The 18,929-nt window shown below is 68.4% G+C and carries 21 protein-coding genes and 1 riboswitch; of the genes, 7 read left to right on the top strand and 14 right to left on the bottom strand.

Features of this window, described 5'->3' with window-relative positions; genetic code table 11:
- Positions 1-44 precede the first annotated feature (44 nt).
- Positions 45-1,133: an Lrp/AsnC family transcriptional regulator gene (locus ASG92_RS03285; protein WP_056624444.1), complete on the top strand. Its 1,089-nt coding sequence runs from the start codon at positions 45-47 to the stop codon at positions 1,131-1,133.
- Positions 1,134-1,200: 67 nt separating this feature from the next.
- Here ASG92_RS03285 and soxR read toward each other — a convergent pair whose 3' ends face one another.
- Complete coding sequence (gene soxR, locus ASG92_RS03290) at positions 1,201-1,680, bottom strand: redox-sensitive transcriptional activator SoxR (RefSeq protein WP_056624447.1); 480 nt, start codon at positions 1,678-1,680, stop codon at positions 1,201-1,203.
- A gap of 117 nt (positions 1,681-1,797) precedes the next feature.
- Between soxR and ASG92_RS03295 the strand changes: the two genes are divergently transcribed.
- Positions 1,798-3,180 (top strand): MFS transporter, encoded by a 1,383-nt coding sequence (locus ASG92_RS03295; RefSeq protein ID WP_056624449.1) that lies wholly within the window; start codon positions 1,798-1,800, stop codon positions 3,178-3,180.
- 10 nt (positions 3,181-3,190) lie between these two features.
- Here ASG92_RS03295 and ASG92_RS03300 read toward each other — a convergent pair whose 3' ends face one another.
- The 7 genes from ASG92_RS03300 to cycA all read right to left on the bottom strand — a co-directional run bounded on the left by ASG92_RS03300 (position 3,191) and on the right by cycA (position 9,989).
- Positions 3,191-3,787: a dihydrofolate reductase family protein gene (locus ASG92_RS03300; protein WP_056624452.1), complete on the bottom strand. Its 597-nt coding sequence runs from the start codon at positions 3,785-3,787 to the stop codon at positions 3,191-3,193.
- Between the two features lie 17 nt (positions 3,788-3,804).
- On the bottom strand, positions 3,805-4,530 hold the full coding sequence (locus ASG92_RS03305; protein WP_082579273.1) for a class I SAM-dependent methyltransferase: 726 nt from the start codon (positions 4,528-4,530) through the stop codon (positions 3,805-3,807).
- A 2-nt stretch (positions 4,531-4,532) separates the two neighbouring features.
- A complete protein-coding gene (locus ASG92_RS03310) occupies positions 4,533-4,928 on the bottom strand; it encodes a DUF1801 domain-containing protein (RefSeq protein ID WP_056624455.1) in 396 nt (131 codons plus the stop codon).
- A 118-nt stretch (positions 4,929-5,046) separates the two neighbouring features.
- Positions 5,047-5,388: a Rieske 2Fe-2S domain-containing protein gene (locus tag ASG92_RS03315; protein WP_056624458.1), complete on the bottom strand. Its 342-nt coding sequence runs from the start codon at positions 5,386-5,388 to the stop codon at positions 5,047-5,049.
- On the bottom strand, positions 5,385-7,898 hold the full coding sequence (nirB, locus tag ASG92_RS03320) for a nitrite reductase large subunit NirB (RefSeq protein WP_056624461.1): 2,514 nt from the start codon (positions 7,896-7,898) through the stop codon (positions 5,385-5,387). The genes ASG92_RS03315 and nirB overlap by 4 nt, the downstream gene beginning before the upstream one ends.
- Positions 7,898-8,245: a molybdopterin oxidoreductase gene (locus ASG92_RS03325; RefSeq protein WP_157372080.1), complete on the bottom strand. Its 348-nt coding sequence runs from the start codon at positions 8,243-8,245 to the stop codon at positions 7,898-7,900. Before ASG92_RS03325 ends, nirB begins: the two co-directional genes overlap by 1 nt.
- A 253-nt stretch (positions 8,246-8,498) precedes the next feature.
- Entirely contained in the window at positions 8,499-9,989 is a 1,491-nt protein-coding gene (cycA, locus tag ASG92_RS03330; protein ID WP_056624467.1) for a D-serine/D-alanine/glycine transporter, read from the bottom strand.
- 696 nt (positions 9,990-10,685) lie between these two features.
- On the opposite strand from cycA, the gene ASG92_RS03335 reads away from it, so the two are divergent.
- The gene (locus ASG92_RS03335; RefSeq protein WP_056624472.1) at positions 10,686-12,572 is read left to right on the top strand and encodes a DEAD/DEAH box helicase; all 1,887 of its coding nucleotides are present in this window, start codon (positions 10,686-10,688) and stop codon (positions 12,570-12,572) included.
- Between the two features lie 93 nt (positions 12,573-12,665).
- Here ASG92_RS03335 and ASG92_RS03340 read toward each other — a convergent pair whose 3' ends face one another.
- From ASG92_RS03340 to ASG92_RS03365, 6 genes are all read right to left on the bottom strand, one after another.
- A complete protein-coding gene (locus ASG92_RS03340; protein ID WP_056624475.1) occupies positions 12,666-13,316 on the bottom strand; it encodes an MBL fold metallo-hydrolase in 651 nt (216 codons plus the stop codon).
- A gap of 162 nt (positions 13,317-13,478) precedes the next feature.
- Entirely contained in the window at positions 13,479-14,483 is a 1,005-nt protein-coding gene (locus ASG92_RS03345) for an aldo/keto reductase (protein WP_082579274.1), read from the bottom strand.
- Between the two features lie 163 nt (positions 14,484-14,646).
- Positions 14,647-15,069, bottom strand: a complete 423-nt coding sequence (locus tag ASG92_RS03350) for a multidrug efflux SMR transporter (protein WP_056624481.1) — start codon at positions 15,067-15,069, stop codon at positions 14,647-14,649.
- Positions 15,069-15,392, bottom strand: a complete 324-nt coding sequence (locus tag ASG92_RS03355) for an SMR family transporter (protein ID WP_056624484.1) — start codon at positions 15,390-15,392, stop codon at positions 15,069-15,071. The genes ASG92_RS03350 and ASG92_RS03355 overlap by 1 nt, the downstream gene beginning before the upstream one ends.
- Positions 15,393-15,400: 8 nt before the next feature.
- Positions 15,401-15,467: riboswitch (guanidine-III (ykkC-III) riboswitch) on the bottom strand.
- 82 nt (positions 15,468-15,549) lie between these two features.
- Positions 15,550-16,080 carry a ferritin gene (locus tag ASG92_RS03360; protein WP_056624487.1) on the bottom strand — a complete coding sequence of 177 codons (531 nt, stop codon included), beginning with the start codon at positions 16,078-16,080 and terminating at the stop codon, positions 15,550-15,552.
- A gap of 67 nt (positions 16,081-16,147) precedes the next feature.
- The gene (locus ASG92_RS03365; protein ID WP_056624490.1) at positions 16,148-16,762 is read right to left on the bottom strand and encodes a HutD family protein; all 615 of its coding nucleotides are present in this window, start codon (positions 16,760-16,762) and stop codon (positions 16,148-16,150) included.
- Between the two features lie 154 nt (positions 16,763-16,916).
- Here ASG92_RS03365 and ASG92_RS03370 point away from each other — a divergent pair, with 154 nt between their 5' ends.
- The 4 genes from ASG92_RS03370 to ASG92_RS03385 all read left to right on the top strand — a co-directional run bounded on the left by ASG92_RS03370 (position 16,917) and on the right by ASG92_RS03385 (position 18,889).
- Positions 16,917-17,513, top strand: a complete 597-nt coding sequence (locus ASG92_RS03370; RefSeq protein ID WP_056624493.1) for a phosphoribosylanthranilate isomerase — start codon at positions 16,917-16,919, stop codon at positions 17,511-17,513.
- Between the two features lie 98 nt (positions 17,514-17,611).
- Positions 17,612-18,013 carry a YccF domain-containing protein gene (locus ASG92_RS03375; protein ID WP_056624496.1) on the top strand — a complete coding sequence of 134 codons (402 nt, stop codon included), beginning with the start codon at positions 17,612-17,614 and terminating at the stop codon, positions 18,011-18,013.
- A 14-nt stretch (positions 18,014-18,027) separates the two neighbouring features.
- Positions 18,028-18,378, top strand: a complete 351-nt coding sequence (locus ASG92_RS03380) for a metalloregulator ArsR/SmtB family transcription factor (protein WP_056624499.1) — start codon at positions 18,028-18,030, stop codon at positions 18,376-18,378.
- Complete coding sequence (locus ASG92_RS03385) at positions 18,371-18,889, top strand: SRPBCC domain-containing protein (RefSeq protein ID WP_082579275.1); 519 nt, start codon at positions 18,371-18,373, stop codon at positions 18,887-18,889. Before ASG92_RS03380 ends, ASG92_RS03385 begins: the two co-directional genes overlap by 8 nt.
- Positions 18,890-18,929 lie beyond the last annotated feature (40 nt).

The raw sequence follows: 18,929 nt of genomic DNA on the forward strand, positions 1-18,929 counted from the left end.
ATTCTGAAGTGGCCCACTTCACAGTCCGCCAAAGTGCTGGAAAAATGCACTCTAGGGGCCAGATACGCAGGATTCGCGCAGAACGGAGGGTGCCCGTGGAACTCAGCGAGGAAGATCTGGCGCTCATCCATGCCCTGCAGATCGCACCGCGGGTGAGCTGGGCCGACGCCGCCGGCATCCTCGGCGTCCATGCCACCACGCTCGCAGCCCGGTGGGAGCGGTTGCGGGCGGGCGGCGACTCATGGATCACCGCGCACCTGATCGGCGACCCGAAGCAGATGTGCCTCGCGTTCGTGGCCGTGGACTGCGAGATGAACCGCAGGGAGGACGTCACGGCCCGGCTGGCCGCGATGCCGGAGATCGTCACGGTTGAAGAGGCCGCAAGCAACCGGGACCTCATGCTGACCGTCATCACCGGATCGCTGGAGGAATTCAGCACCAACGTGGTCTCGCGGCTGAAGGACATTGACGGGCTCCTCAAATACCAGACGTCACTGTGCACGCGGCTGCACACCGGCGGTGATGCGTGGCGGCTGAATGTGCTGAGCCGTGCCCAGCAGGCATCCCTCAGGGCATTGGCGAAACCCGGACCGGCGGACGCCGAGCGTCCCGACGCCGTGCAGGCGCCGCTGCCCGCGAGCCACCTGGCCCTCCTGCCCTTCCTTGCCAAGGACGGGCGTGCGACGGCGGCCGACATCGCACGCGCGCTCGGCCGCAACCCGGCAACGGTCCAGCGGCAGCTGAACCGCGTGCTGGCCAGCGGGATCCTGTCCATGCGGTGCGAGATTGCGCAGAGATACTCGTCCTTTCCCGTGACCTGCCAGTGGTTCGTCAACGTCCCGGCCGGGCAGCACGAAGCCGCCGCGGCCGCGCTCCGGACCATCCGGAACGTGCGGCTCAGCGCCTCAACCACGGGACCCACGAACTTCGTAATCATCATGTGGCTCCAGTCCCTGGCCGACGTCATGGATGCCGAACTTTCCCTGCAGCAGAAGGTCCCCGGCATTGAACTGGTCGAAAGCGTCGTCATGCTGACCACCGTCAAGCGGGTGGGCTGGATGCTGAACCCGGACTCGACGGCGAGCGGCGCCGTCGTCGTTCCTGCCGGATCCGCCCAACTGGGTAGCAGCTGACGCGCTTCTCAGCGCCGGGAACCGCATCAGCTGCTACCCAGTTGGGGAGGGCGGACGGGAGGTGGGGCTAGGTGCGGGGGTTCCCAGCGGCAGGGGCGGGTTCCCAGCGGCGCGGGCCGGAACCGCCTGCCCCGAGCTCATCGGACGGATTCTGCAGCCGGCAGGCCTTCAGGCTGAGGCAGCCGCAGCCGATGCACCCGTCCAGGTCCTGGCGCAGGTGCTGCAGCGCCTCGATGCGGGCGTCCAGTTCCGAGCGCGACAGCCGCGAGAGCCTTGACCAGTCGCGCTTCGTGGGAGTGCGGCCCTCCGGCAGCGAATCCAGTGCCGTGCGGATGTCCTTGAGCGGAATTCCCACGCGCTGTGAGACGCGGATGAACGCCACCCGGCGCAGCATGTCCCGGCCGTAGCGGCGCTGGTTGCCGGAGGTCCGTTCGGACGTGATGAGCCCGTTGCGTTCGTAGAAATGAAGGGCCGACGGCGCCACGCCGCTCCGCTGCGACAGCTCGCCGATGCTCAGTGCGTGCGTCCCGGCAGCCTGGTGTGGCATGCTGTCCCCCTAGCTCCAGAGACGGCGCCGGCCGGCACCGTCGCCCGCCCATGACCGCCCGCCCCCTGGAGGCGCAGCCTTGACCTCAACCTTAGTTGAGGTTTTACGGTTGCGTCCATGACTACCGATCAGGCCGCCGTGCACGAATCCGCCCCGCCGCTCCCCGCCCCGCCAGCCGCCGGGATCCTCCAGCGCCCCTACCTCCTGGTGACCGTTGGCGCGTGCGCTCTGGTGTTCCTGGCGGCCTTCGAATCCCTCGCCGTGACCACCATCATGCCGGTCGTGAGCCGCGAGCTCGACGGAGCCGGCCTGTATGCGCTCGCCTTCGCGGGGCCGCTGGCCACCGGCGTGATCGGCATGGTGGGCGCCGGGAACTGGTCCGACCGCCGCGGCCCCGTGGCGCCGCTGTATGTCTCCGTTGCCGTCTTTGCGCTGGGCCTGCTGGTGGCGGGCACGGCCGGAAGCATGGCCGTGCTGGTGGCGGGCCGCCTGATCCAGGGGCTGGGCGGCGGCGCCATGACCGTGGCCCTGTACGTGGTGGTGGCCCGCGCCTATCCCGCCGTCCTGCACGTCAAGATCTTCGCCGCCTTCTCCGCCGCCTGGGTCATCCCGTCCCTCGTGGGCCCGTTCGCCGCCGGGCTCGTGGCGCAGCTGGCCAGCTGGCACTGGGTGTTCCTCGGCGTCGTGGTGCTCGTGGTACCGGCGCTGGCCATGCTGGTCCCGGCGCTGCGGAGGGTCCGGTCCGGCCCCGAGGACCAGCCTGCCCCGTGGGCCCTAGGGCGGCTGGCCTGGGCTGCGCTCGCCGCGCTGGCCGTGCTGGGCCTGAACCTGTCCGCCGGGATACCGGTGGCCGGCCCGCTCGTGGCCGGCGCCGCCGTCGTGGTTGCGCTGCTGGCCGTCAGGCCGCTGGTGCCGCGGGGCACCCTGACCGCCCGCCGCGGGCTGCCGAGCGTCATCCTCACCCGCGGACTCGTTTCCGCAGCATTTTTCGGCGCCGAGGTCTACCTTCCCTACCTGCTCGTGGAACGCTACGCCTTCTCGCCCACGTTCGCCGGCCTCACCCTGACCGGCGGGGCCCTCGCCTGGGCCGCTGCCTCCGGGATCCAGGGGCGCCTCGGCGTGCGGCTGGGCAGTCCCGTCGCGGTACGGATCGGCTCGCTGCTGGTGCTCGCCGCGATCGTCCTCGCCCTGGTGACCACCGCGTTTGGCTGGCCGGCCGCCGTCGCGATTTTCGGCTGGATTCTCGCCGGCGGCGGCATGGGACTGATGTACCCGCGGCTGAGCGTCATGACACTCGCGCTCTCCACGCCGGACACGGAAGGGTTCAACAGTTCGGCGATGTCCATCTCCGATTCCCTCGGCGGGGCCCTCGCGCTCGCCACCACCGGGATCGTGTTCACCGCGCTGACGACGACGGCGGCTTCCTTCGCCGGGGTCTTCGCACTGACGGCGGTGATCGCCGCGGCCGGGGTCGCCATCGCGCCGCGGGTTGCGGACTGACGCCGGCGTTTTAGAGGCGCGGCAGGACCCTGTAGTAGAGGTGGGTGACGGCGTCGCCCTGGATCACCCGGGTCTGCTCCAGTTTCACCGGCGCCGCGGCGAGGTGGTCGAAAAAGCGGATCCCCTCGCCCAGCAGCCAGGGCGCCAGGTTGACCCGGATCTCCTCCACGAGCCCGGCGTCGATGGCCTGCCGGATGACGTCGGGTCCGGCCAGGCCCACATCCTTGTCGCCCGCGAGCGCCATCGCCTCCTTGACCGCGTCGGCGAACCCGGTGGTGACGAACGTGTAGGGGATTCCCTCGCGGGGCCAGCCGCCCGGAACGGAGTGGCTGAGCACCACGATGGGGCAGTCGATGGGGTGCTGCCCGTCCCAGCCGTGGGTGATGTCGAAGATCCTGCGGCCCACCAGCAGGGCGCCCGCCGTGGACATGGTGCGGCGCAGGTGCTCCGCGCTCGCCGCCGTGACGTGCCAGGTCATGTTCGGCCGGGCGGTGGGCACCGCCACCGGCCCGTTGCTGTACCAGTCGAAGAGGCCGTTCACGGAGTCGTCCGGGAGGGCGATGAAGCCGTCCAGGGACATCGTCATTTCGGCGACAAGTCTTGCCATGTTCCTCGAGTTGGCATTTAGGGGATGTCCTGGGCCTTCAGCCGGGTGGCGCGGAGGACGGCGTCGGCGAGGATGGCCATCTGCCCGTCGGGGCCGGTGGCTTCCCGTTCCCGGCTTTCCGCCACCTCCACGCTCCACTCCGGCGGCGCGATGCCGAGTTCGGCCACGAGCTGCTCGGCGGTGAAGTACCTATGTGCCCGCGCGTGGCTGTCGGCGTCGTGGCTGCCGGCTGCATGGCTCGCCCACGGCGGCAGCCCGTCCGGGTGGTGCCCCACCACGAGCAGCGTCCCGCCCGGCCGCACGGCGTCCGCCGCAATCCGGTGCGACCGCTGCCAGGGCATTTCCGTGGTGTGCAGGAACTGTGCGGAGACGAGGTCAAACCGCTCCTCGGGCGCCCATGTTGCCAGGTCCCGCTGCAGCCAGGTGACGCGGTGGCCGAACCCCGACTCCGCCGCGTGGGCCGCTGCCCGTTCAAGCGCGACGGCGGACACATCCACCGCGGTCACCGTCCAGCCGTGCTCTGCGAGCCACAGGGCGTCCGCGCCTTCGCCGCAGCCGACGTCCAGCGCAGTTCCGGGGGCAAGGCTGGCGACTTCGGCCACGAGCTGCGGGTTGGGCCTGCCGCTCCACACGCGGGCCCGGCTCCGGTACATTTCGTCCCATAGCTGCGCGGCGCCGTCGTGCCCTGCTTCGGCATGACTGGTTTCGCTGTTGCTGGCGCGCGAGTGCTGGTGGTCGGCCATGGCTACTGGTCCTTCTTGATCCTGCGCCAGCCGCCGGCGCGGTTGTTGGCGATGATGGACCTGAACATGTCGGTCAGGGCCGGGGCGTTGATCGACTCGCCTTCGTGGAAGGCCACGGTGCGCCCCGTCTTGTTCTCCTGCCCGCCGGTGATGAGGTGCTCCGGATCCGGCGTCAGCCCGCCGTCGTAGAGGAAAACGTTGACGTGGTCCTTGGCGGCGAGGAGCGCGCAGACGTTCCCCTGGAGCTCGAAGTAGGGCTGGCGGGTGCGCTTGATGGTTTCCACCACCTCCGGATCGGCGGCGTGGACCAGCTCGCGGACCTCCCGGCACACCGCCTGCTGCCACTCGGGCAGGGCATCGATGTAGGCGTCCACGCGCGGATCTGCGGTGTAGTCCATGGGGATACCCTGCCACAGAAACCACTGCCCAACTAGGTATCCCCTGCCCAACTAGGTCGCAGTTGTTGTCGTTTTGGGCGCCCAAAACGACACCTACTGCCACCTAGTTGGGAGAGGGTCAGGGGAGCCGCAGGACGATGTTCCGGTTCCCGTCCGCGAACACCGGATAGCTGCGCAACGGGCCGGCCCCGGTGGTGGAGCATCCGGTGTCCAGCTCAAAGGCGTGCTGGTGCAGCGGGCACATCACCACGGACTGGTCAATGGTGCCGTCGGCGATCGGGCCGCCCTTGTGCGGACAGACGGCGGAGACGGCGCGGAGCGAACCGTCCCGGAGCCGGAACACCGCGATCTGCTCGCCCGCCACGCCAAACGCGCGACCCTCGCCCACGGGAACCTGGTCCAGCGGGCCGAGGACGTGCAGGCCGGCGACCTGCCCGGCGTTGGAGAGTCCGGCGCTCATCGGACCGGCACCTGGGGGAGGACCTCAAGCGGGAGCGAGGTGCGGAACTGTCCGGGGGTGAACGGGTCGTCGCGTTCGGTCCACGGGTCAACGTAGGCGTCCACCGACTCCTGCATGGCGGCGTCCAGCTGCGCGCCCAGGCCTTCCGCGTCGTCCACAATCACCGCCCGCAGGTGCTCGATCCCCACCCGCGGCACGAACGCGTACGTCCGTTCCAACCAGTTGGCGCGCTCCCGGTAGTACTGCATGAACCGGCCCGCGAGCAGCGTCACGGTCTGGGGGCTGTCCACGGTGGCCAGCAGATCGCCCTTCCGGATGTGGGCGCCCGCCGCCCCGCCCACGTAGATCTCCCAGCGGCCACCCTCCACCGCCACCACCCCCACATCCTTGACCAGCGACTCGGCGCAGTTCCGCGGGCAGCCGGACACGGCCAGCTTCAGCTTTGCCGGCGACTCAATGCCCTGGAAGCGCGACTCGATCTCAATGCCCAGTTTCGTGGAATCGCCGGTCCCGAAGCGGCAGAACTCCTGGCCCACGCACGTCTTCACCGTGCGGAAGCTCTTGCCATACGCATAGCCGGACGGCATGTCGAGATCAGCCCAGACCTTCGGCAGGTCCTCCTTGGGAACACCCAGCAGGTCGATCCGCTGCCCGCCGGTCAGCTTCACCATGGGAATCTTGTACTTGTCCGCAACATCGGCGATCCGGCGGAGCTGCTCCGGCGACGTCACGCCGCCTTTCATCTGCGGCACCACGGAGAATGTGCCGTCGCGCTGGATGTTGGCGTGGACGCGGTCGTTGACGAACCGCGCGTCCCGCTCGTCGATGTACTCGCCGGCCCACATCATCTTCAGCAGCGAGGCCAGTCCCATCTTCGATTTGGCGTCCTCGGCGCCGCCCGGGGCCAGGGCGGCGAACACCGCGGACACGGACCGCAGGCCCTGCTCGCGGATGGCCGTCATCAGCGCGGCCTTCTCCAGCGGCACGCCCGGGACGTAGTACGCCGCCGCGGGGTCCTCCTCCACGGCGCCGTCGGCGGCCCACTCCACCACCTGCCGGACCAGCAGCTTGCACGAGCCGCAGCCCTTGCCCGCCCGCGTGGCATCCATGACTCCGGCCAGCGTGGTGCAGCCGCCGGCCACGGTATCCACCAGCGCCTGCTTGCTGACGCCGTTGCAGTTGCAGACCTGGGCGTCGCCGTCCAGTTCGGCCACTCCCGCTTCCTCGCCCGGCCCGCCAATGTCGAACAGCAGCGAGACGCGTTCGTCGGGAAGCGGCAGCCCGCGGTCGAACGCCTGCGTCAGATATGCCACCTTGCGGCTGTCCCCGAGCAGCGTTGCGCCCACGATCTTGCTGTCCCGGATCACGATGGACTTGAAGATCCCGCGGCTCGGCTCCGAAAACACCACGTGTTCATCGGTGTCCCGTTCCGGTGCCTGCAGCCCCATGGAGGCGACGTCGACGCCGGCCACCTTGAGTTTGGTGGCGGTCCGGGAACCCAGGTAGGCCGCTTTCGGGTTGGCGCCGGTCACGTGGTCGGCCAGCACGGCGGCCTGCTCCCACAGGGGCGCCACCAGGCCGTACACCTCGCCGCGGTGCTGGACGCATTCTCCGACCGCGTAGATCTCGTCCTCGTCAGGCACCCGCATCTGGTCGTCCACCACGATGGCACGCTCCACGGGCAGGCCGCTGGTGACCGCGACGTCCACGTTGGGCCGGATGCCGGCGGCCACCACCACCATGTCGCAGTCGATGTCCGGCTTGTCTCGCAGCCTGATGCCCCGCACCTTGTCCGCGCCCAGGATGGCCGTGGTCCGGCTGCCCGTGTGGACGGTGATACCGAGGGCTTCCACGCTGCGGCGCAGGACCGCGCCGCCGTCGGGCCCCATCTGCGCGTTCATGAGGTGCCCGCCGGAGTGGACCACCTCGACGTCGATGCCGTGGCTTTGCAGCCCCCGCGCGGCTTCCAGCCCCAGCAGACCGCCGCCGATCACCACGGCGCGGTGATGGTTGTCCTGTTGGGCGTAGGACACCATGCCCGTGGTGTCGTCGATGGTCCGGAAGGCGAAAATCCCCGGCAGCAGCCGTCCGCCCGGCGTGTACATGCCGTCCATCGGCGGTAGGTGCGAGCGGCTGCCGGTGGCGATGACCAGGACGTCGTAGGGGGTGGCCCGGGCGTCGTCGGAAAACACCAGCTTGGCGAAGCGGTCGATCTTGTCCACGCGGACGCCGGCGTGCAGCGTGATGTTGTTTTCCCGGTACCAGGCCAGTGAGTTGAGGAAGATGTTGCCAGTGTCCTCCTCGCCGGCGAGGACGTGGCTGAGCATGATCCGGTTGTAGTTCCCGTAGGGCTCGTCACCGAACATGGTGATCCTGTACTGCACCGCCCCGCCGCGAGCCAGGATCTCCTCGACGGCGCGCGCCCCCGCCATGCCGTTGCCGATCACCACCAGCCGACGTCGGGAATCAACGGTTTTGGTCCGGGCGGACCGGCTCGCCAGTGCGGTCATCAGTGCTCCACCATGCCCAGATCGACCACCACTGAGCCGCTCACACCCGTGTCCGCCAGCAGCCTGAGTTCGATCAGCGAGCCGCCCTCGATGTCCTCCACCACCCGGAGCGGGACGTGGACATCGCTCTTGGCGCCGATCGGGAAGTACCGCATGGGGATGCCGTCACGCATCAGGACCACGGTGATCAGCTCGGGGGAGGAGTTGCCGCCCCGGAAGTACAGCGTCTGGTTGATCACGCCGTCGGGAACATAGTGCGAGAGCTGGCTGTGGATGGGCACCGGCTTTTCCACGCCGGCTCCGTCGAAGGGGAAGATGCCCTGGAGGAAGAGGTTCTTCAAGGTCACGGTCAGATCCTTTCGGCGGAGGGACGCTGCACCGGGTTGGCGGCCCGGCATATGTCCATCCTTCGCCGCGCTTGTTACAGCGCCCGGCGGGCCATGTAATTTCCGTTTAACACCTTCCTCACCGTGGGCGCGGACACGGTGGACTTGGCCGCGGCCGCGGCCGCGGACGCGGACAAAACGAAGCCGCGCGGCGGAACACCGGTGTGTTCCGCCGCGCGGCTTGCGGTTTCTGGGAGCTGGGAGCTAAGAGCGGCTAGGCCTTGGCCGCGGGCGATGCGGCGTCGGCGTTGGAGTCCGCAGTCCATTCCGCGATCCGGGCCTGCTGCAGGGGTGTCTGGCGGTTGAAGTACCAGGCAGCGCCCAGCAGCAGGAACCACAGCGGGGCAACCACCAGGGCCAGGCGGGTGTCCTCAGCCTGGGCCAGAGCCACCAGCATGAACACGAAGAACGCCAGGACCACGTAGGGCATGAAGGTGCCGCCGGGCATCTTGAAGGATGACGACGCGTGGAGTTCCGGGCGCCGGCGGCGGAACACGATGTAGCTGACCAGGATCATGGACCAGACGAACATCGTGAGGACGGACGCCACTGAGGTGACCACGGTGAAGGCGCCGATCACGGAGTCTCCCGCGTACAGCAGGACCAGCCCGGCCAGCAGGAAGATGCAGGAGAACAGAAGGGCGTTCTGCGGGACCTTGCGGACGCTCAGCTTGCCGAAGGATTTCGGGGCGTTGCCGTCCTGGGCGAGGCCGTAGACCATGCGCGAGGTTGAGTAGATGCCGGAGTTGGCGCTGGACGCGGCGGATGTCAGGACCACCAGGTTGATGACCACGGCGGCGATCCCCAGACCGGCCAGGGTGAACATGCCGATGAACGGGCTGCTGGCGGGGTCGATGCTGCGCCACGGGTTGACGGCCATGATGACCACGAGTGCGCCAACGTAGAACAGCAGGACGCGGACGGGGATGGAGTTGATGGCCCGGGGGAGGTTCTTTTCCGGGTCCTTGGTTTCCGCTGCGGCAGTGCCGACCAGTTCGATGCCGGCGAAGGCGAAGATGGCGATCTGGAAGCCGAGGATGAAGCCGAACATGCCGTGCGGGAACATCCCGCCGTCGTCCCAGATGTTGGCGAGGCTGGCCACCGCGCCGCTGGGCGACGTGAAATGGGTGGCGATCATGACAATGCCCGTGCCGATGAGCGCAAGGATGGCCACCACCTTGATGATCGCGAACCAGAACTCCGCTTCGCCGAAGGCCTTGACCGTGGGGAGGTTCAGCAGGATCAGGACCACCGGTGTAATCAGCGCGGGAATCCACAGGGGTGTGCCGGGGGCAAGCTTGTCCACGTAGCCGGCGATCGCCACAATGTCAGCCACGCCTGTCACTACCCAGAAGAACCAGTAGGACCAGCCCGTAAAGAACCCGGCCCAGGGGCCCAGGAGGTCGCCCGCGAAATCGCTGAACGACTTGTAGTTCAGGTTGGAGAGCAGGATCTCGCCCATGGCGCGCATGACGAAGAACAGCATGAAGCCGATGATCATGTAAACGAAGATGACGGAGGGCCCGGCGAGGGAGATGGTCTTGCCGGAGCCCATGAACAGTCCGGTGCCGATTGCGCCGCCGATGGCCAGGAGCTGGATGTGGCGGTTGCCCAGGGCGCGGGCGAGGTGTTCGTCCTTGCCCTGTCCGGGTGCGGCAGTTTCTGTGGGGGATTGAACGGGAACGGTGGTGGTGCGTTCAGACATCAAGTCTTCTTCCTTGTCACAGGTGCCGGCACTTGCACTACGGCGCAGAGCCGGCCGCGTTGATCCGCCGACAATGTGACGGAACTAACAATTTGGGGGTGGGTTAAGACTAGGAGCAGGCGGGCCGCCCCGAGCCTGGCCGCCCGGGTGTGCCGGCTGCCCGCTCCGGCCGCCCGATCACCCGCGAAGGCCCCGGGCCCCGCCGCGGGACAGGGCATTCTCCCTGTGCGGACGGGGCGTGCGGCCTGCGCCCGGGCGGGGCGGCTACCGCCCGCCGGAACGCGGAGCGCGGCGCGAGTGGTCGACATATGTTCAGCGCGACAGCCTCAAATGTCGTCCGATGTTCGACGTAATATTCGTCACACTCAGAGGTGGTCGGTTGACCGGACGCCTGGGTCGGCGATAGGGCGGATGACAGGGGCCGGGTTGGCTAATGCTAGACTGGTGGAACTTGATGTGCAGTGATGCCCACTTTGTTCCGGTCCATCAACCGGAACCCCGCAACGGATCCGTCCTTGCAGGGGGTGGGCTTTTTTCATGTGAGAGGCACATCCTGCGTCGATGAACGCTATTTGGTCCCAGCCGCATCATGCCGGCCGGTTGATCACCTGACTTTTCCTCGGCGACCCCCTGAGCCAACCGGCATCGGGGGCCGATATCCGCTTGGATACCGCCTGAAAGACCCTGATAAAACACATGACTACTTTCGCTGCCCTCGGCACGCCCAAGGCACTCGCCGACACCCTGACCGCGCAGGGGATCGTTGAACCGTTCCCCATCCAGGTCAAGACCCTCCCGGACACCCTGGCCGGACGCGACGTCCTGGGCCGCGGCCGCACAGGCTCCGGCAAGACCATCGCCTTCGCCATCCCGCTGGTGGCCCGCCTCGCCGAGCGCGAAGCCAAGCACTTCCGCAAGCCCGGCCGCCCCATGGGCCTGGTCCTTGCACCCACCCGTGAACTGGCCACGCAGATCAACGCCACGATCGAGCCGATGGCCAAGGCCATGGGCCTGAACACCACCGTGATCTACGGCGGCATCTCCCAGGCGCGCCAGGAGAAGGCCCTGCGCGCCGGCGTCGACATCGTCATCGCCTGCCCGGGCCGCCTGGAGGACCTCATCCGCCAGCGCATCCTGACCCTCGAAGCCGTTGAGGTCACCGTGCTGGACGAGGCAGACCACATGGCCGACCTCGGCTTCCTGCCCGTGGTCAAGAAGCTCATGGACATGACCCCGAGCCAGGGCCAGCGACTGCTGTTCTCGGCCACGCTGGACAACGGCGTGGACAAGATCGTCCAGCGTTACCTGTCCAACCCGCTGACCCACTCCGTGGACGATCCGCAGGCCGCGGTGACCACCATGGAACACCACGTGCTGGTGGTCAACGACCAGACCGTCAAGAAGCAGCTGATCGTCGAGCTCGCCTCGGGCGCCGGCCGCCGCGTGCTCTTCATGCGCACCAAGCACCACGCCCGCAAGCTGGCCAAGACCCTGACCGACGCCGGGATCCCCGCCGTCGACCTGCACGGCAACCTTTCGCAGAACGCCCGTGACCGCAACCTGGCCGAGTTCTCCTCCGGTGAGGTCCGCGTCCTGGTGGCCACCGACGTCGCGGCCCGCGGCGTCCACGTGGACGACGTCGAACTGGTCATCCACGTTGACCCGCCCACGGAGCACAAGGCGTACCTGCACCGCTCCGGCCGTACGGCACGTGCCGGTTCGGACGGAACCGTGGTCACGCTGACCCTGCCCGAGCAGCAGTCGGACGTCAAGAAGCTGATGAAGGCTGCCGGCGTCGAGGTCAACTTCGAGCGCGTCACCGCCAACTCGCCGCTGGTTGCCGAACTGGTGGGCGAAATGGCCGACAAGATCGATCCGCGCACCCGCGCCGCACTGCTCGCCGCCAAGGCTGCGCAGCACGGCGGCGGCACCTCCACCGGTGCCAACGCAGAGCGCAAGCGCGCACGCCGCCAGGCTGCACCCACCACGGGTGGCCGGGGCGGACGCGGCGGACGCGGACGGGTTTCGGCTGAGGCTCCCCGCACCGACCTGCCCCGTGCAGAACGCCGCGCTGCGGCCTACGAAGGCCAGGCCGCAGCCCGCAACGCCGCTGACCGCGTCATCGAGCAAAACGAAGACCGGGCCCAGGCAGCAGCAGCTGCACGCCGCAACGCACGTGGCCGTGGCGCGGCGTCCACGCACCGCAACGACGTTCCGGCGGCCGGCGGCCGTTCATCGGCTGGCCGCGGTTCGGACGGACGTTCCGAATCCCGCATCACCCGCAGCGATGCTCCCCGCGGCGGCACGGGTCGCCCGGCCACGGGCGGCCAGCGCAGCGGACGTCCGGCAACGGGCCAGCGCGCTGCCGGCACAGATGCCCGCACCGGTGCCACCGCGGGCGGCAACACCGGCGGCCAGCGCGCCGCGGGCGGCAACAAGGCTGTCTGGTCCTCCAACACCGGCGGCACCTCGGGCGGATCCTACTCCGGCGGCGGCAACGGCCGCTCCGGCGAAGGCCGCCCGGCACGCAGCGGCCCCCGCCGTGCGTCGGCTCCGGCATCGAACGAACGCCGCGGCCGCTAGGGTTACGGATTTACGCTAGGCAAACGGACGGACGCTACGGGGATTCCCGTAGCGTCCGTCTTTTACCGTAGCGCCCGTCTCTTGGCGCAGCGCTTACCAGCCGCGGGACCGCCACTCGTCCAGGTGCGGACGCTCCGCACCCAGGGTGGTGGGCTTGCCGTGGCCCGGATGCACCACGGTGTCGTCCGGATAGACGTCGAACAGCCGCTCGGTCACGTCGCTGATCAGCTGGGCGAACCGCGCAGGATCCTGCTGCGTGTTGCCGACCCCGCCCGGGAACAGCGAGTCGCCGGAGAAGATGTGGGCCGGACCTTCCGGGTCCTGGTACACCAGCGCAATGGATCCCGGTGTGTGTCCGCGGAGATGCACTGCCGTCACGTCGAAGCCGTCGAAGTTGCCGACGTCCCCGTGGGCCAGCAGCACGTCCACAGGCACCGGAAGCTCCGGCGCGTCATCGGTTCCCGCGGCAGTCCGGGCCCCGGTCGCCTCCACCAGGCCGGGCAATGCCCTGACGTGGTCCCAGTGCTGGTGCGTGGTGGCCACCAACGCCAGCTTCGGCACGGCGGAGGTGTCCGCCGCGGCGTCCGCGAGCAGCGACTGAATCGCGGGAAGATCGTCCGCGGCGTCTATCAGCAGCTGCGCGCCGGACTCCCTGGCGGTGAGCAGATACACGTTGTTGTCCATCTCGCTGACCGAAATGCGGCGGATGGTGATGTCCCGGAGTGAGTGAATAAGCGTGTCCATGCGGTTCAGTCTACGAAGCTGAGCCAACACCCGAAGCTGAGCCAACACAGCGCTGAGCACAATACCGCCGCGCCCACCGCGGATTCCAGTATCGGAATGCGGAGGCGCGGCGGCTTTGTGGGCTCAGTTGCCACCGCGGGCGGCGAGGCCCGGGAGATGCGCCTACTCGCGGCCCTGCGACACCCACCGCGGATCCGCGGACCGGGAGCCGACGACGGCGTCCGCGGCGCCGTCGAGCACGTCCAGTTGGGCGGCACTCAACTCGAGCGACAGGGCGCCCAGGTTTTCGTCGATGCGGTGCGCCTTGCGGGTTCCGGGAATCGGGACCACCGGCAGGCCGAGCCGCCTGCCGTGGGCCAGCAGCCAGGCCAGTGCAACCTGGGCGGGCGTCGCTTCCAGCTGGGCCGCCACGGACCGCACGGCCTCCACCACGCCTTCGTTGGCGTCCAGCGCTCCCTCGGCGAAGCGCGGGATGTTGCGCCGGAAGTCGTTGTCACCCAGCCGGGACGCGTCGACCGTTCCGGTCAGGAAGCCGCGGCCGAGCGGCGAATACGGCACGAAGCCCACGCCCAGCTCCGCGGCGGCCGGAACCACGTTCCGTTCCACGTCGCGGCTCCAGATGGACCATTCGCTCTGGACCGCGGCAATGGGGTGGATGGCCGCGGCGTCGCGCAGTTCGCTGGCCGTCACCTCGGACAGGCCCAGATGCCGGACCTTGCCCGCCTGCACCAGTTCGGCCATGGCCCCCACCGTCTCCGAGAGGGGAACCCGGACGTCCCGGCGGTGCATGTAGTAGAGGTCGATGACATCCGTGCCGAGGCGCCGGAGGCTGCGGTCGGCGGCCTCCTTGACATACGCTGCGTCCCCGCGGATGTCGGTGTAGCCGGTGGACGGCGAGCCCACGAGGGAAAACTTCGTGGCCAGCTGGACGTCGCCGCGGCGGTCCTTGAGCAGCTTGGCGATCAGCTCCTCGTTGCTGCCGCCGCCGTAGATGTCCGCCGTGTCGATGAAGGTGATGCCCGCGTCCACCGCATGCTGCAGCGTCCGGAGCGCCTCGGCCGGGTCAACTTCGCCGTACACGGGAGTGAGGGCCATGCCGCCGAACCCGAGGGGGCTGACCGTGAGGCCGTCGCCCAGGTGAACCGATGCTGCCGAGTTGTTCGTCATCTCAATCTCCATCTCTAGGGAAGTGCCGTCCCAGCCAAGAACCAAGGAGGTCGGGCAGGTATTCCGACAACTCTCTCCGGGACCGGCCGCTGAATCTCCCCGGCTTTGAATGCGGCGTGCCCGTTACGACGGCGCGTCCCGGGGGACACGCCGTCGTACTTCCTCAAACGTGGGGAGTTTCCGCGGGGGACGGCGACTGCTCCGCCTCCGTGGCCGGCTGATCCCCGGCGTGGCCCTTCCCGTGACCGCGGCCGGCCGGCAGCCTTTTGAGTCCCGCAGCGCATCCCACGATCCCGGCGATGAACAGCACCTTGAGGAGGCTGAAGGGCTCGACGCCGGTGGCCATGGCCCAGCCGATGGTCAGGGCCGCGCCGATCCCCACCCAGACGGCGTAGGCGGTGCCGAGGGGGATGGTCTTCACCGCCATGCCCAGGCCCTGCAGGCTGAGCGCGGCGGTCACGGCGAAAATGACCGTCGGCAGCGGCCGGGTCAGGCCGTCGGACTGGCCCAGCGCGGTGGCCCAGACAGCCTCCAGGACGGCCGAGGCGAGCAGGATGAACCAGGCCGTAGCGGGCTTCGCAAGCATCACGCCACCGCCTTCAGGCCAACCACGCACGCGGCGATCCCGGCGAGCAGCAGGATGCGCGCCGCCGTCGGCCGTTCAACTTTGGCGGCTATCGCATAGACGGCCGTCAGCACTACGCCCACGCCGACCCACACCGCGTACGCGGTTCCGGTGGGAATGGACTGCATCGCGACGGCAAGGCCGGCGGTGCTGGCCGCGGCCGAGGCGAGGAAGAGGGCCATGGGTGCGATCCGGCGCCGGCCCGAGGACCGGGACGCGCGGCGCAGCGCGGCGGCCCACACGGCCTCCAGCGCGCCCGAGAGAATGAGGATTAACCACGACATGACAGCTCCTTGGCCAGTCTTGTCGCGTGCCGGGTACTGAACCGTCGTCCGGAGGTCCGCCGAACGGGACCTTGGTTGTCAGCCTAGCAACGCCCGACGGCGGCGGCCACCGTTGGTGGCACAGCTCGCCGGCGCGCGCGGTGCGGGCCGCCCGCCGTCAGAGTGTGCCGCCGGCGGCCTCGGGGGCCGACGAATCACGGCCGCCGTCGCCGATGGTTTCACGGGCTATGTAGTTCTCGATGTCGAAGAGGTTGTCCGCGCGTTCGGCGATGTTCAGCAGCGTGGTCATCGCGGCGACTTCCTCCACCTGCTCCTTCAGGAACCACAGCATGAACTGTTCACCCAGGGCGTCGTCCTCTGCGCGGGCGGCGCGGAACAGGCCTTCGATGCTGCGCGTGACTTCCTTTTCCTGCTGCAGCGCGAGCGCGAGCGGTTCCGTGACGGACGCGAAGTCGTTGCGGACTGCGGGGACCCCGGGAATCTCCACGGGGACGTCGCGGTCAAGCATGTACCGGACCATCATCATGGCGTGGTTGCGTTCCTCCACCGACTGCCGGTAGAAGTACTTGGCCAGCTGGGGGAGGTCCTGGTTGTCAAACCAGACGGCCACAGCCACGTACTGTTGGGAGGCCGAGAATTCGTTGCCGATCTGGAGGGACAGGAGATCGTTGAACTTTGATTTGGTCATGGCACCGAGTCTAGGTTCGGGCACAGTGGGGGACCAGTGTGGAAAGGCTCAGGTAAGCAAGCGTAGGCTAGCCTGCCACCGGATCGATGGACACAACAGCCAGGAACCCGCGGCCCAGGATTTCGGGCGTCTGCGTGTCTGAACCCACGACGGCGTCGTAGCGGTTGAGTGCCTCCGGTTCACCTGGCGCCGGGGCGGATTCGGCTGCGGGTTCCGCTGTGGTGACGGCTGTGGTGACGGTGGCCTGGCCCTGGAGCAAGATGCCGAGCTGCCCCTCGAATACGGGATGCGCGCGCTTCTTCGAGAGCTCCACGATCGAGGTGTAGCCCTTGAACGCTCCGGTGCGGGCGATGACGTTCAGGTCGCGGATGTCGCCGGTGGGCAGGGCACTTGAGGACGCAGCTTCGCCCGAGAACCGGAAGGGCCGGTACTTCTCAAGCGGGTGCTCGCCGCCGTCGACGGTCAGCAGCAGGAGCTCGCCGTCTATCACCGTCAGCACGCGCTCCATGCCCGGAAAGGGCGAGAAGTCTCCGGCTTTGGTGACGTCGGCGATGCTGACGCGCCAGTCCCACACGCCGTCCTGGGCCGAGGCGGCCCGGGGGTGGCTGGCCAGCTCCCGGGTGACCCCGCCCCCGTTCCGCCACGGTTGGGGTCTGAGGTCTGCGAAGCGGATGATCTCCATCCGCCCAGCCTAGCCCGGCCCGGGCCCGTTTTGCGGCAGCAGCCCGTTCCGCCCGCCGGGTCCGTTGCCGTTGCCCGCCCCTTCCGCTCCGCGTAAAGTCGGCGCAGTATTGCTACCGTCATTTGGGGACAGATCAACTACAAGGAGCCGGTTAATGTTCGTCAAAGTGTGCGGGCTGAGTACCCCTGAATCCATCCGCGAGGCAGTGGACGCTGGAGCCGACGCGGTGGGTTTCGTCCTGACGGCCAGTCCTCGGGCGGTGTCTCCGGCGCAGGTCACCAAGTTGCTCAGCGAGGTTCCGGACGGCGTTGCCGCCGTCGGCGTTTTCCGCCACGAGCCGACGGCGGATGCCGTGGCCATTGCCCGCGCCGCGGGCCTGGGCTGGATCCAGCTGCACGGCGCCCGCACTCCGGAGGACGTCAAGACAGCGCACGACGCCGGCATGAAGGTAATCCGGGCCGTCACGATGGATGACGCGCCGGACGCTTTCGCCAGCTGGGGCGAGGAGATGCTGCTGATCGACGCCGCCGTTCCCGGCTCGGGCGAGGCCTGGGACTACGGCTCCGTGCGCGCCAGGGGCCTTGAGGGCCGGCAATGGCTCCTTGCCGGTGGCCTGGATCCGGCCAACGTCGCAGAAGCAGCCCGGGCTGCGGGGGCATGGGGCGTGGACGTCTCCTCCGGCGTCGAACTTTCCCGGGGAGTCAAGGATCCGGCGAAGATCCGCGCGTTCGTTGCCGCGGCGAAGTCCTAGGAAATTGACTCTTGACCGCCGTCGCCGGCTGTGGGATATTTAACTTATTCGTTAATTAACGCATCGGTTAAACACGCTGATGCGGGGAGAATGAATTCATGAAGACCCTACTCAACATCATCTGGCTGGTGTTCGGCGGACTCTGGCTGGCGATTGGCTACTTCGTCGCCGGCGTCATCTGCTGCCTCCTCATTGTCACCATTCCGTGGGGCATTGCGTCGTTCAGGATCGCCTCCTACACGCTGTGGCCGTTCGGCCGCATGGTGGTGGACAAGCCGGGAGGCAACAGCGTCTTTACGCTGTTGGGAAACGTGATCTGGCTCTTCGTGGCCGGCATCTGGATAGCGATTGGCCATGTTGTGACGGCGTTCGCGATGGCCATCACGATCATCGGGATTCCGCTGGCCATCGCCAACCTGAAGCTCATACCGGTCTCGCTGATGCCGCTGGGCAAGCAGATAGTCCCCACCAGCACACCGTTCGTCACCAGCTACCGCTGACAGACTGGCAATGAATGGCTAATGATCAGCTCAGCATGATCTTCGCTGCCCTGGCGGACCCCACGAGGCGGGCCATCCTGGCGCGCCTCGCCGAGGGGGATGCCACGGTCAACGAACTCGCGGAGCCTTTTGAGATCAGCCTCCCGGCCGTCTCCCGCCACCTGAAGGTCCTGGAAGCCGCCGGACTGATCTCGCGCAGCCGCTCCGCGCAATGGCGCTCCAGCCGCCTGGAAGCCGCGCCGCTCGGCGCTGCCACGCAGTGGATGGAGACGTACCGCCGCTTCTGGGACGCCAGCTTCGACAAGCTGGATGCCCACCTGAAGAGAATCCAGATCACGGATAGCGAGGAAGAGCAAAATGTCTGAACAACTTACCCCGATGCAATCCAGCCCGGCTCAAACCGAGACCCCTCAAGCCACGCCGCCGGACGAGCTGATGGTGGTCATCACCCGCCACTTCGAGGCGCCCATCCGGACGGTGTGGTCGGCCCTGACGGATCCTGACCAGGCGCCGGCATGGTGGGGGCCGCACGGGTTCCGCGTCCCGCGGGAGACCATCGAGACCGACTTCGAAGTCGGCGGACGCTACCGGGCCTGCATGGTCCAGGAGGAGACCGGCCAGCGCCTTTGGTGGAGCGGCATCCATACGCGCATCGATCCGCCAACCACGTTCGAATTCACCTACGCCTGGGACAACGAAGACGGCACGCGAGGCTACGAGACGGAGGTGGCCATCGAGCTGGAGGAGGAGCCCGGCGGCACGCGGATGACCTTCACCCAGGGCCCCTTCGAATCCGTGGAGAGCCGGGACGGCCACGGCCGCGGCTGGGGCGAGGCCTTTGACCGGCTGGAAGCGCACGTGAGGTCGGCCGCATAGCGTCCGGCATGCCCTCCGGCGGCCGGGTCAGCCAGCGCCG

Source organism: Arthrobacter sp. Soil736 (genome assembly GCF_001428005.1).
Taxonomy (GTDB): domain Bacteria; phylum Actinomycetota; class Actinomycetes; order Actinomycetales; family Micrococcaceae; genus Arthrobacter.